The organism is Achromobacter sp. AONIH1, assembly GCF_002902905.1.
GTDB lineage: Bacteria > Pseudomonadota > Gammaproteobacteria > Burkholderiales > Burkholderiaceae_B > Achromobacter.
Genome location: NZ_CP026124.1, coordinates 3,501,193 through 3,513,284 on the forward strand (window position 1 = coordinate 3,501,193; position 12,092 = coordinate 3,513,284).

The 12,092-nt window shown below is 67.9% G+C and carries 10 protein-coding genes; 9 read left to right on the forward strand and 1 reads right to left on the reverse strand.

The features are described 5' to 3' along the window. Window positions 1–85 precede the first annotated feature (85 nt). From C2U31_RS16080 to C2U31_RS16105, 6 genes are all read left to right on the forward strand, one after another. A complete protein-coding gene (locus tag C2U31_RS16080; RefSeq protein ID WP_103273673.1) occupies window positions 86–877 on the forward strand; it encodes an enoyl-CoA hydratase/isomerase family protein in 792 nt (263 codons plus the stop codon). Between the two features lie 5 nt (window positions 878–882). After that, window positions 883–2,424, forward strand: coding sequence for a malonyl-CoA synthase (locus tag C2U31_RS16085; RefSeq protein WP_103273674.1), 1,542 nt, complete (start codon window positions 883–885; stop codon window positions 2,422–2,424). A 181-nt stretch (window positions 2,425–2,605) separates the two neighbouring features. Continuing rightward, entirely contained in the window at window positions 2,606–3,577 is a 972-nt protein-coding gene (locus C2U31_RS16090; protein ID WP_103273675.1) for a tripartite tricarboxylate transporter substrate binding protein, read from the forward strand. Between the two features lie 83 nt (window positions 3,578–3,660). Next, window positions 3,661–4,161: a sigma-70 family RNA polymerase sigma factor gene (locus C2U31_RS16095; protein WP_103276401.1), complete on the forward strand. Its 501-nt coding sequence runs from the start codon at window positions 3,661–3,663 to the stop codon at window positions 4,159–4,161. After that, window positions 4,158–5,126, forward strand: coding sequence for a FecR domain-containing protein (locus C2U31_RS16100; protein ID WP_233772399.1), 969 nt, complete (start codon window positions 4,158–4,160; stop codon window positions 5,124–5,126). Before C2U31_RS16095 ends, C2U31_RS16100 begins: the two co-directional genes overlap by 4 nt. Before the next feature lie 84 nt (window positions 5,127–5,210). Continuing rightward, window positions 5,211–7,640 carry a TonB-dependent receptor gene (locus tag C2U31_RS16105; RefSeq protein WP_103273676.1) on the forward strand — a complete coding sequence of 810 codons (2,430 nt, stop codon included), beginning with the start codon at window positions 5,211–5,213 and terminating at the stop codon, window positions 7,638–7,640. 12 nt (window positions 7,641–7,652) lie between these two features. Here C2U31_RS16105 and C2U31_RS16110 read toward each other — a convergent pair whose 3' ends face one another. After that, entirely contained in the window at window positions 7,653–8,612 is a 960-nt protein-coding gene (locus C2U31_RS16110; protein WP_103276403.1) for an aldo/keto reductase, read from the reverse strand. Window positions 8,613–8,901: 289 nt separating this feature from the next. Between C2U31_RS16110 and C2U31_RS16115 the strand changes: the two genes are divergently transcribed. The 3 genes from C2U31_RS16115 (at window position 8,902) to C2U31_RS16125 (ending at window position 12,047) form a co-directional block, all read left to right on the forward strand. Then, window positions 8,902–9,873, forward strand: a complete 972-nt coding sequence (locus C2U31_RS16115) for an ABC transporter substrate-binding protein (protein ID WP_103273677.1) — start codon at window positions 8,902–8,904, stop codon at window positions 9,871–9,873. Window positions 9,874–10,234: 361 nt separating this feature from the next. Next, window positions 10,235–11,110, forward strand: coding sequence for an ABC transporter permease (locus C2U31_RS16120; RefSeq protein ID WP_103273678.1), 876 nt, complete (start codon window positions 10,235–10,237; stop codon window positions 11,108–11,110). 142 nt (window positions 11,111–11,252) lie between these two features. Continuing rightward, complete coding sequence (locus C2U31_RS16125; RefSeq protein ID WP_103273679.1) at window positions 11,253–12,047, forward strand: ABC transporter ATP-binding protein; 795 nt, start codon at window positions 11,253–11,255, stop codon at window positions 12,045–12,047. The last annotated feature ends 45 nt before the right edge of the window (window positions 12,048–12,092 follow it).

Consider the following 12,092-nt stretch of genomic DNA (forward strand, 5'->3'; position numbering starts at 1 on the left):
TGACGCCGGGGCGACCAGGCAAGCACGACCGTGCAAGAACAAGAGGCAAGCTCCAGGACGGAGCGGACATGAGGGGCGGACGGACATGAGCGCAGGGCAGGGCGGCCGCGTGCGGCTGGAAATCGACGGCCATCTGGCCTGGGTCACGCTGTCCCATCCGGGGCGGCTCAACGCCATCACCGTGGGCATGTGGGGCGAGCTGCGCGCGGTGTTCGACCAGCTGGCGGCCGACAATGCGCTGCGCTGCGTGATCGTGCGCGGCGAGGGCGGCAACTTCGCCGCCGGCGCCGACATCCGCGAGTTCCCCGCCGAGCGCGCCGACATGGCCGGCGTGCAGCGCTATCACCGCGAGGTGCTGGCGCCGGCGCTGGCGGCCGTGGCCGCCTGCCCGCATCCGGTCGTGGCCCAGATCGAGGGCGTGTGCGTGGGCGGCGGACTGGAGATCGCCAGCCAGTGCGACCTGCGCATCGCCGGCGCGTCCGCGCGTTTCGGCGTGCCGATCAACCGCCTGGGTTTTCCGATGGCGCCCGACGAGATGCGCGGCCTGATCGCGCTGGCGGGCCGCGCGGCCGCGCTGGCCATTTTGCTGGAAGGCCGCGTGTTCGGCGCCGACGAGGCGCGCGCCATGGGTCTGCTGACCCGCGTGGTCGACGATGCCCAGGTGGCGACTGAGGCCCGCCGCAGCGCCGAGCGCATCGCCCAGGGCGCGCCGCTGGCCGCCCGCATCAACAAGCGCCTGTCGCGCAGGCTGGCCGAAGGCGGCCCGCTGAGCGAAGACGACTACCGCGATTATTTTTCCTACGCCGAGAGCCGCGACCACCAGGAAGGCGTGCGCGCCTTCCTGGCCGGCGAGGACCCCACCTTTACCGGAGACTAGACAAGGTGAGCAACGCCAATCTGTACGCAGTCCTGCAAGGCGGCTTCCCCGCCGATCGCAGCAAGGTCGCGCTGGAGACGCCCGACCTGCAATACACCTGGGACGATATCGACCGCGCCACCGCCTGCATGGCCAACCTGCTGGCCTCGCTCCGGCTGCCCGAGGGTTCGCGCGTGGCGGTGCAGGCCGAGAAGTCGCCCGAGGCGCTGCTGCTGTACCTGGCCACGCTGCGCGCGGGCCTGGTCTACCTGCCGCTGAACACCGCCTACCGCGAGGCCGAGATCGAATATTTCCTGGAAAACGCCGAGCCCGCCGTGGTGGTGTGTTCCAGCAAGAACCGCGAGTGGGTCCAGCGCGCCGCCGACAAGGCCGGCTGCGCCCATGTCTACACGCTGGATGACGACCGCAGCGGCACGCTGCTGGACGTGGCCGGCGGCCTGTCGCAGCGTTTCGAGACCGTGGCGCGGCGGGAGGACGACCTGGCCGCCATCCTGTACACGTCCGGCACCACCGGCCGTAGCAAGGGCGCCATGCTGTCGCACGGCAACCTCGCGTCCAACGCGCGCGTGCTGCACCAGTACTGGGGCTGGCGCGCCGACGACGTGCTGCTGCACATGCTGCCCATCTTCCACGTGCACGGCCTGTTCGTGGCCTCGCATGGCGCGTTGCTGGCCGGCGCGCGCATGATCTGGCTGCCCAAGCTCGACATCGAGCAGGCGCTGCGCTATTTGCCGCGCAGCACGGTGATGATGGGCGTGCCGACCTACTACGTGCGCCTGCTGGCCGATGCGCGCTTCGACCGCAAGGTCTGCGCCAAGATGCGCCTCTTCATCTCCGGCTCCGCGCCGCTACTGGCCGAGACCTTCGCCGATTTCAAGCAGCGCAGCGGCCACGCGATCCTGGAGCGCTACGGCATGAGCGAAACGGTCATGCTGACCTCCAACCCCTATGCGCCGGGCGACGGCGAGCGCCTGGCCGGCACGGTCGGACGGGCGCTGCCGGGCGTGCAGGTGAGGGTGGTGGACGATGCCGGCCTGGCGCTGGCGCCAGGCGAGATCGGCAACGTGCAGGTGCGCGGTCCGAATGTGTTCTCGGGCTACTGGCGCATGCCGGAAAAGACGCGCGAGGAATTCACCGCCGACGGCTGGTTCAAGACCGGCGACGTGGGCCGCTGGGGCGGCGAATCGGCCGGGCGCGACGTGCCGGCCGATTACCTGTCCATCGTCGGACGCAGCAAGGACCTGATCATCTCCGGCGGCTTCAACGTCTATCCGAAAGAGATCGAGACGCTGATCGACGACATGCCCGGCGTGGCCGAATCCGCCGTCATCGGCGTGCCGCACGCGGACTTCGGCGAGGCCGTGGTCGCGGTGGTCGTGCCCAAGGCGGGCGCGGCGCTGGACGCCGACGCCATGCAGGCCGAGCTGAAGGCGCGCATCGCCAACTTCAAGGTGCCCAAGCGCCTGCACGTGGTCGACGAACTGCCGCGCAACGCCATGGGCAAGGTGCAGAAGAACGTGCTGCGCGAAACCTACAAGGCGCTCTGACCCGCAACGCCGTGATGGCGCCGGCCCGCCCGGCCGGCGCCTTTTTTCCAAGGAGCCTCATCCGCCCAGCAGCCCTCATCCCACCCGCAGCTTTCCAATAATTCCCAAGTACTAGAAAGAAGAACGAGACGGGATGCGGAACCTCCGCGCCGTCCGCACGCTGCATGCCAGAGGAGACACTATGAAGACCCGCAAGACTGCGGCGGCCCTGTTCGCCGCCGCCGCGCTGATGGCCGGCGGCCAGGCTGCCGCGCAATGGCCCGAACGCCCCGTGACGCTGATCGTGCCGTTCCCGGCAGGCGGCGGCACCGACACCTTCGCCCGGCCGCTGGCCCAGCAGCTGACCCAACAGCTCGGTCATTCGGTCGTGATCGACAACAAGGGCGGCGCCGGCGGCACCGTGGGCGCCGGCGTGGCGGCCAAGGCCCGGCCGGACGGCTACACCTTCTTCATGGGCGGCGCCCATCACGCGCTGGCGCCGTCGCTCTACAAGAGCCTGAACTACAACATCCAGAAGGACTTCGTGCCGGTCGCGCTGGTGGCGCAGCCGCCGCAGGTGGTGGTGATCAACGCCAGCAAGCTGCCGGTCAAGACGCTGCAGGAATTCATCGACTACGCGAAGAAGCGCCCCGGCGACATCAACTTCGGCACGGCGGGCAAGGGCAGCACGCACCACCTGGCCGGCGAGCTGTTCGCCATGCAGACCGGCATCAAACTGGTGGACGTGCCCTACCAGGGCGCGGGGCCGATGCTGTCGGCGTTGATCGGCGGGCAGGTCGATCTGGCGTTCGATGGACTGGGCTCGTCGTCCAACCATATCCGTTCGGGCACCATCAAGCCGCTGGCCGTGGCCGCGTCCGAGCGTTCGCCGTCGCTGCCGGACGTGCCGACCGCCGCCGAGGCCGGCGTGCCGAACTACGTGGTGTCCACCTGGTACGCGATCTGGGCGCCGGCCGGCACGCCCAAGGAGGCCGTGGACCGCATGACGGCGGAGATCACCAAGGCCCTGAACACGCCCAAGATCAAGGAGATCTGGACCAGCAACGGCTCGGCCATTCCGGGCATGACGGGCGCCGATTTCGGCCAGTTCGTCGACAGCGAGGTCGCGCGCTGGGCCAAGGTGGTGCGGGATTCCGGCGTGCAGCTGGACTGAAGTCGCGCCAGGGCGGGCTGGATTGGATTATTATTGATAATTATTATCATTAATATATCTCGAGTCCGGTCCGTCGAATGGCCATGAATCAAAGCGGTTCCCCCGCGCCTGTCGAAGGGCTCTATATCCAGCATCACTCCTGGCTGCGCGATTGGCTGCGCAAGAAGACGGGCTGCCCGTTCGATGCCGCGGACCTGGCCCACGACACCTATCTGAAAGTGCTGTTGCGCGCCGGCGAGGCCCATGCCTGCCGCGAGCCTCGCGCCTATCTGGTGACGATCGCGCATGGTTTGATGGTCAATCTGTTCCGCCGCCGCGACATCGAACGCGCCTATCTGGACGCGCTGCATGCCTGCGAGGCCGGGCAGGCGCCATCGCCGGAACGCCGCGCCCTGGCGCTGGAAGCCCTGGTCGAAATCGATCGCCTGCTCGACGGACTGCCCGGCAAGGTGCGCAAGGCGTTCCTGCTGGCCCAGCTGGAAGGGCTGCGCCATGCCGAGATCGCCGATCGGATGCAGGTCTCGGTGAGTTCCGTGCGGCAGTACCTGGCCCGCGCCATGCAGCATTGCCTGGCGGCCTGGTGAGCGCGCGCGCGATGGCGGAGCCCGCCTTGCCCGAGTCGGTGATACGCGCGGCCAGCGAGTGGTTCGTGCGGCTGGGCGCGGAGGAGGCCGGCGCGGCCGACGAGGCCGCGTGGCGCGATTGGCTCGCGGCCGACGCGCGGCATCGTCGGGCCTGGGCGCGGGTGGAGGCGCTGGGCCGCCAGTTCGGCCAGGTGCAAGCGCGGGCCGGCCTGGCCGCGCTGGAACGGCCTGCCTCCGGCGGCCGCCGCCGCGCCTTGAAAATCCTCTCGCTGGCGGCAGGCACGGGCGGCCTGACCGCGGCGGGCCTGCCGTGGCGTGCCTGGACCTCGGACCTGTCCGCCGGTATCGGCCAGACGCGCGTCGCCACGCTGGACGACGGCAGCCTGCTCACGCTCAATACCGGCAGCGCGGCCGATGTCCGCTTCAGCGACGCGTTGCGCCTGATCGTGCTGCGCCAGGGCGAGCTGCATATCGCCACGTACCGGGACGCGATGACGCCTGCCCGGCCCCTGGCCGTGGACACGCCGATGGGTCGCGTGCTCGCGTTGGGCACCCGCTACTTGGTGCGCCTGCACGACGACCGCGTCCGGGTGGTGGTGAATGACGGCGCGGTGCGGATCGAGCCCGCCGCCGCCGGCGCGGCGGGCGCGTGTCGGCTGGAGGCGGGCGAGGGCGCCTGGTTCGACGCGCGCGCGGCGCGGCCGTCCGGACCCGCGATGCACGAAGACGCCTGGCTTCAAGGGGCGCTATATGCCGACAACATGCGTCTGGACGCGTTCATCGCGGAACTGGGGCGCTACCGGCGCGGCCGGCTGGCCTGCGATCCGGCCGTGGCGGGTCTGCGCATTTCGGGATCCTTCCCCCTGGCGGACACCGATCGTGCGCTGGCCGCTGTCGAGCGCGCCTTGCCGGTGCAGGTGCTGCGCTATACCCGCTATTGGGTCGTGCTGCGCGGCAGAGCCTGAAAAACACAGGCCGGACTGTCACTTTTGCGTTTTCGATTGGCATACGGGTGAAGCCTCGATTTTCTTCGCCTGGAACCCAACGATATGTCCTTGCCTTCCGCTCCCTTCCATCCGCGCGTCTTGCGCATGAAAACCGGCGTCGCGCTGGTCATGGCGGCATTGGCCGGCGCCGCGCTGGCGGCCGCCCAGGCCCATGCACAGACGCCCGCGACCGCCGCGCCGCGCGTCCGGGCCAATGTGCCGGCTGGCCCGCTGGGCGCGGCGCTGGCCGGCTTCGCGCGGCAGGCCCAGGTACTGCTGTCGTTCGATCCCGCCCTGGCCGATGGCCTGCAGAGCCCCGGCCTGCAGGGCAGCCATGGCGTGCAGGAGGGGTTTGACGCATTGCTGGCCGGCACCTCCTTGCAGGCGCATCGCCGCGCGGACGGTGATTTCGAACTGCGGCGCGCCGGCGCCGAGGCCGCGCAATTGGCGCCGGTGGTGGTGCTGGGAGCGGGAGCGACGACCGAGGGCTCGGGCCTGTATACCGCCGACTGGATGCGGTCCGCCAACGGCCTGGTGCTGTCGCAGCGCGATACGCCGCAGTCGACCAGCGTCATCACCCGGCAGCAGATGGACGACCGCGCCATCGGCAGCGTGCGCGACGTCATGGAGAACGCCACCGGCATGAACGTGCAGCAGGCCGAATCGGAGCGCCTGACCTATTACTCGCGCGGCTTTTCCATGGATACCTTTCAGTTCGACGGCGTGGTCAAGCCCTTGAACAGCCTGTACCAGTTCGGCGAAGGCAACCTGGATCCGGCCATCTATGACCACGTGGAGATCATCCGTGGCGCCACTGGCCTGATGAGCGGCACGGGCAATCCCGGCGGTTCGGTCAATTTCATCCGCAAGCGTCCGACGCGTGAATTCCAGGGAGAGGCCAAGGTCTCTGCCGGCAGCCACGACACGTATCGGGGCGAGATCGACCTGTCGACGCCGTTCAACGCCTCCGGCTCTGTGCGGGGGCGCCTGGTCGGCGCGAAAGAGCGCCGTGGCGACACGATGGATCTCTACAGCAAGAAGCGGGACGTGCTGTATGGCATCGTCGAGGCCGATATCGGCGAGTCGACGACGATCAGCGCGGGCGGTTCGGTGCAGCGCTCGCGTCCGCGCGGCATCAGCTGGGGCGGCCTGCCGGCGCTGGACGCCTCGGGCAAGCCGATCGACTGGCCCAAGGGCCAGGCCATGGGCGCGAAGTGGTCGCGCTGGGACACGGATTCCCATGAATACTTCGCCCAGATCGAGCACGGTTTTTCCAATGGCTGGAACGCGCGCCTGTCGTACACCCGGCTGGAGAACACCTTCGATGCGCCGCTGCTGTTCACCTCGGACGTGCCGGTGACGTTGAACGGGTTCTCCAAGCCGCCGCTGCTGCGCAAGTTCAAGGGCGGCAGCGACCAGGACGTGTATGGCGGATCGATGGACGGCGCGTTCGATGCGCTGGGCCGCAAGCACCAGTTCAACCTGGGTTTCTCGCATTCGATCATCAAGGCGTGGAACCAGAGCTGGGACACGTCGGATCAGGCCGGCTACCCGATACCGGACGTGAAGGACTGGACCGGCGACTGGCCCGCGCCGCGCTGGGACATCCTGGCGCTGTCGCAGACCCACCGTGACGAGCAGACGGGCATCTACGGCACCTTGCGCCTGCAGCTGGCCGATCGCCTGCACCTGCTGGCCGGGGCGCGCTGGACCCGCTGGCAGTCCAGCGAGACCAGCGGCGGCGTGGCGGGCTACACGCATACCTATTCCGAGGTCACGCCGTATCTGGGCGCCACGTATGACCTGGACGATACCTACACCGCTTACGCCAGCTACACCAACATCTTCCTGCCGCAGATGGTCAAGACCCGCAGCTGGGACATGGCCGGTCCGGCCTATGGCCACAACTACGAGGCGGGCATCAAGGCCGCCTATCTGGATGGGCGGCTGAACGCGTCGCTCGCGGTGTTCCAGACGGACCAGAAGGATGTGGCCGAGTACGGCGGCTTCGATCCGGTGCATGACGACGGCTGGTACTACATCCTGGAAGGCACGCGCACGCGCGGCTTCGAGGCCGAGCTGGCCGGCGAGGTGACTCCGGGCTGGAACGTGTTCCTGGGCTATACCTACCGGCAGTCCAAGGACAACGAGGGCAGGAAGGTGCAGACCACGCAGCCGGAGCAACTGCTCAAGGCCAGCACGGCCTATCGCCTGCCCGGCAGCTGGAACAAGCTGACCGTCGGTGGCGGCGTGCGCTGGCAGAGTCGCACCAGCGCGCAGACCTATTACGGTCTGCAGGCGGGCGACATCGTGCAGAAGCCCTATGCCTTGTTCGACTTGATGGCGCAGTACGACTTCAGCGACAAGACCCGGCTGCAGTTGAATATCCGCAATCTGGCCGACAAGAAGTACTACCGGTCCATGGGCTTCTACAACTCCGTGTTCTACGGCGAAGGCAGGACCGCGATGCTGACGCTCAGCCAGCGCTTCTAGCGTGTCCGGCGTTCAGACGCGCCAGTCGCTGGCCCGGCTGAGCTTGGCGAGCTGGTCGCGGCTGAGCGTCAGGCTGGCGGCCTTGACCAGTTCGTCGAGTTGTTCCAGCGAGGTGGCGCTGACGATGGGCGAGGTGATGCCGGGCTGCGCGATCTGCCAGGCCAGCGCGGCCTGGGCCGGCGTGCAGTTCGCGTCCTCGGCCACTTCGTCCAGCGCCTTCAGGATGCGCAGGCCGCGCTCGTTCAGATAGGTGTCGACGATCTTGCGGCCGCGCACGCTCTTGCCCGCGTCGGCGGCGCTGCGGTATTTGCCGCTGAGAAAGCCGCTGGCCAGCGCGTAGTAGTTGATCACGCCCATGTCCTGCGCCCGCACCAGCGATTGCAGGCCGGACTCGAAGCCCTCGCGCTTGTACAGGTTGTATTCAGGCTGCACGCTTTCGTAGCGCGGCAGGTTGTGGCGCTCGCTGGCGATCAGGGCCTCGGACAGGCGCACGGACGTGTAGTTGGACGCGCCGATGGCGCGCACCTTGCCCGCTTCCATCAGCCGGGCGTAGGCGCCCAGCGTGTCGGTCAGCGGCGTGTCGGGGTCGTCCTGGTGCGACTGGTACAGGTCCACGTAGTCCGTCTGCAGCCGCGACAGCGAGGCTTCCAGCGACTGGCGGATGTAGGCGGGCGCCAGGCCCTTGCGGCCGGGCCCCATTTCCATGCCGACCTTGGTGGCGAGCAGCACCTGGCTGCGCCGGCCCGAGCGCTTGATCCACTTGCCGATCAGGGTTTCGGATTCGCCGCCCTGGTTGCCCGGCGCCCAGCGCGAATACACGTCGGCGGTGTCGATGAAGTTCAGTCCGGCGTCGACCATGGCGTCCAGCAGGGAACAGGCGCCGGCCTCGTCGACGGTCCAGCCGAAGACATTGCCGCCGAAGGTCAGGGGAGGGATCTGCAGGCCGGAACGGCCCAGCGCGCGCTTGATCATGATGAGGCCCTCTGTGTTGCCGCCGGGGGCGGCCGGACGACCGTCCCGATTGTCCAGTGTATCGGGAATGGAGCGGGCGGCGGCGCCGGGATCCGGGGCGCGGCGCGCGCCATGCACCCATTCAGGGATTCCCCGCAAAGGCTTTTGATCTGCGCCACGTTAGACTATATGGCTTTTACGGCCGGACGGACCTGCGGGAAGCCGCCGGGGCCGCCGTAAAGAGAACCAAGACAGCCTTGGGCGTACAGTCCAACAACGAACAATCACCGAAGGTTCAAGGAGCTTATCTATGCTGATCGGAAAAAAACATTTTCTGACGGTTGGCGCCATGGCGCTCGCGATGGCTATCGCCTCGCCCGTGTCGGCGCAGCAGAAATCGGTGGCGGTGACCGCCATCGTCGAGCACCCGGCGCTGGACGCCGTGCGTGACGGCGTGCAGGACGCCCTCAAGCAAGCCGGCTATGAGCCGGGCAAGAACCTGAAATGGCAGTATCAGAGCGCGCAGGGCAACAACGGCACCGCCGCTCAGATCGCCCGCAAGTTCGTCGGCGACAAGCCCGACGCCATCGTCGCCATCGCCACGCCGTCGGCCCAGGCCGTCGTGGCGGCCACCAAGGACGTGCCGGTCGTGTACTCGGCCGTGACCGATCCGGTCGCCGCCCAGCTGGTCGCCAGCATGGAACCCACGGGCACCAACGTCACCGGCGTGTCGGACCTGCTGGTCCTGGACAAGCAGATCGACCTGATCAAGAAGATCGTGCCCAACGCCAAGCGCGTCGGCATGGTCTACAACCCGGGCGAGGCCAACTCGGTCGTGGTGGTCAAGAAGCTGCAGGAGCTGCTGCCCAAGTACGGCATGAGCCTGGTCGAGGCGGCCGCGCCGCGCTCGGTCGACGTGGCCTCGGCCGCGCGCAGCCTGATCGGCAAGGTCGACGTCATCTACACCAACACCGACAATAACGTGGTCTCGGCCTACGAGTCGCTGGTGAAGGTCGGCAACGACGCCAAGATCCCGCTGGTCGCCTCGGACACCGACAGCGTCAAGCGCGGCGGCATCGCCGCCCTGGGCATCAACTACCGCGACCTGGGCGTGCAGACCGGCAAGGTCGTCGTGCGCATCCTGAAGGGCGAGAAGCCCGGCGCCATCGCCTCGGAAACCAGCTCCAAGCTGGAACTCTATGTGAATCCGGGCGCAGCCGCCAAGCAAGGCGTCACGCTGTCCGACGCGCTGATCAAGTCGGCAGCGGTGGTGGTGAAGTAAGCCGCCCCGCCTGAAACCCCGCGCATGCCTTGCGGCATGAGCGGGGTTTTGTTTTACCTGCCTGTCTGTCTTGCCTTCCCGTCCCGCCGCTTTCCTGTCTTGCCGCACGGCGCCTGCCGCCGGTGGGAATGCCCGCGTCGGACTCGTCCCCGCTAGAAATCCGCGCGCCCTGGGCGCGCGAGCCGGCCGCCGAATCGGGCTGCCGGGGCAGGACCGTGCGCGCTTTGGCAGAAAACAGGCGAAAATCGTCGCTGGGGAAATGTTCGTTGCAAAAGCTCGGGTAAAACTTACCCCGAAACGCAAGAAGTGCGACGTTTCAACTCTTTAATATGCTCGTTTCTCATCTGATTGGATTTGACCCATGTCATTGTTTTCGTTGTTAGGCGCGTTGGAGATCGGGCTGATCTTCAGCCTGGTGGCTTTGGGCGTGTTTATCTCCTTCCGCCTGTTGCGCTTTCCGGACCTGACGGTCGACGGCAGCTTTCCGCTGGGCGGCGCGGTCTGTGCCACGCTGATCGCCGCGGGCACCGATCCCTTCCTGGCCACGATCGCGGCCACCTTCGCCGGCGCGGCCGCCGGCCTGGTGACGGGCTGGCTGAACGTCAAGCTCAAGATCATGGACCTGCTGGCGAGCATCCTGATGATGATCGCGCTGTACTCGGTCAACCTGCGCATCATGGGCAAGCCCAACGTGCCGCTGATCACCGAGCCCACCATGTTCTCCATCCTGCAGCCGGCCTGGCTGCCGGACTACGTGGCCCGTCCGCTCATCCTGGTGGTGGTCGTGATCCTGGCCAAGCTGCTGCTGGACTGGTTCTTCGCCACGCAGACCGGCCTGGCGATGCGCGCCACCGGCTCCAACGGCCGCATGGCCCGCGCGCAAGGCGTCAACACCGGCCGCATGATCCTGGGCGGCATGGCGCTGTCGAACGCGCTGGTGGCGATGGCCGGCGCGCTGTTCGCGCAGACCCAGGGCGGCTCGGACATCTCGATGGGCATCGGCACTATCGTGATCGGCCTGGCCGCGGTGATCGTGGGCGAGAGCATCCTGCCGTCGCGCAAGCTGGTCCTGGCCACGCTGGCCGTGATCATCGGCGCCATCGTCTACCGCTTCTTCATCGCGCTGGCGCTGAACAGCGACTTCATCGGCCTGAAGGCGCAGGACCTGAACCTGGTCACGGCGGTGCTGGTCACGATTGCCCTGGTCATTCCGATGCTCAAGAAAAAACTGAAGTAGAGATGGCCCACCCCCGAAGCGCTGCGCGCTTCCCCTTCAAGGGGGCACAGCTGCGGACCGGCGGAGCCGGATCCGCGCTGCCCCGATCTTGTGGGGACGGCCGGTGTGCGGGGGAACTATGCGCAGAATGGAGAATTGAAGAATGTTGTCCGCTAAAGATCTGAAGATCACTTTCAACGCCGGCACGCCGATCGAGACGCGCGCGCTGTGCGGACTGTCGCTGGAGATTCCGTCGGGCCAGTTCGTCACCGTCATCGGCTCGAACGGCGCCGGCAAGTCCACCTTCCTGAACGCCGTGTCGGGCGACCTGCTGGTGGATTCCGGCCGCATCGACATCGACGGCGTGGACATGACGCGCAAGCCGGTGTGGGCGCGCTCGTCCAAGGTGGCGCGCGTGTTCCAGGACCCGATGGCCGGGACCTGCGAAGACCTGACCATCGAAGAGAACATGGCGCTGGCGCAGCTGCGCGGCGACCGCCGAGGCTACAGCCGCGCGGTCAAGGCCTCGATGCGCGAAGGCTTCCGCGAGCGGCTGGCGACGCTGGGCCTGGGCCTGGAAAACCGCCTGGCCGATCGCATCGGCCTGTTGTCCGGCGGCCAGCGCCAGGCCGTCAGCCTGCTGATGGCGGCGCTGCAGCCGTCGCGCATCCTGCTGCTGGACGAGCACACCGCCGCGCTCGATCCGCGCACCGCCGATTTCGTGCTGCAGCTGACGGCGCGCATCGTCGCCGAAAGCAAGCTCACCACCATGATGGTGACGCACAGCATGCGCCAGGCGCTGGACGTGGGCGAGCGCACGGTCATGCTGCACCAGGGGCAGGTGGTGCTGGACGTGTCCGGCGACGAGCGCCGCGGCATGGACGTGCCGGACCTGCTGGCCATGTTCGAGCGCGTGCGCGGCGAGAAACTGTCGGACGACGCGTTGCTGCTGGGCTAGAAGACCGACGCTGTGGCGTCCAGCCCGCCGCCGGCCTGCACAAGG

Coding starts and splice junctions, on each gene's coding strand:
- C2U31_RS16080 (WP_103273673.1), top strand. CDS start 86: ATGAGCGCAGGGCAGGGCGGCCGCGTGCGGCTGGAAATCGACGGCCAT.
- C2U31_RS16090 (WP_103273675.1), top strand. CDS start 2,606: ATGAAGACCCGCAAGACTGCGGCGGCCCTGTTCGCCGCCGCCGCGCTG.
- C2U31_RS16095 (WP_103276401.1), top strand. CDS start 3,661: ATGAATCAAAGCGGTTCCCCCGCGCCTGTCGAAGGGCTCTATATCCAG.
- C2U31_RS16105 (WP_103273676.1), top strand. CDS start 5,211: ATGTCCTTGCCTTCCGCTCCCTTCCATCCGCGCGTCTTGCGCATGAAA.
- C2U31_RS16110 (WP_103276403.1), bottom strand. CDS start 8,612: ATGATCAAGCGCGCGCTGGGCCGTTCCGGCCTGCAGATCCCTCCCCTG.
- C2U31_RS16115 (WP_103273677.1), top strand. CDS start 8,902: ATGCTGATCGGAAAAAAACATTTTCTGACGGTTGGCGCCATGGCGCTC.
- C2U31_RS16120 (WP_103273678.1), top strand. CDS start 10,235: ATGTCATTGTTTTCGTTGTTAGGCGCGTTGGAGATCGGGCTGATCTTC.
- C2U31_RS16125 (WP_103273679.1), top strand. CDS start 11,253: ATGTTGTCCGCTAAAGATCTGAAGATCACTTTCAACGCCGGCACGCCG.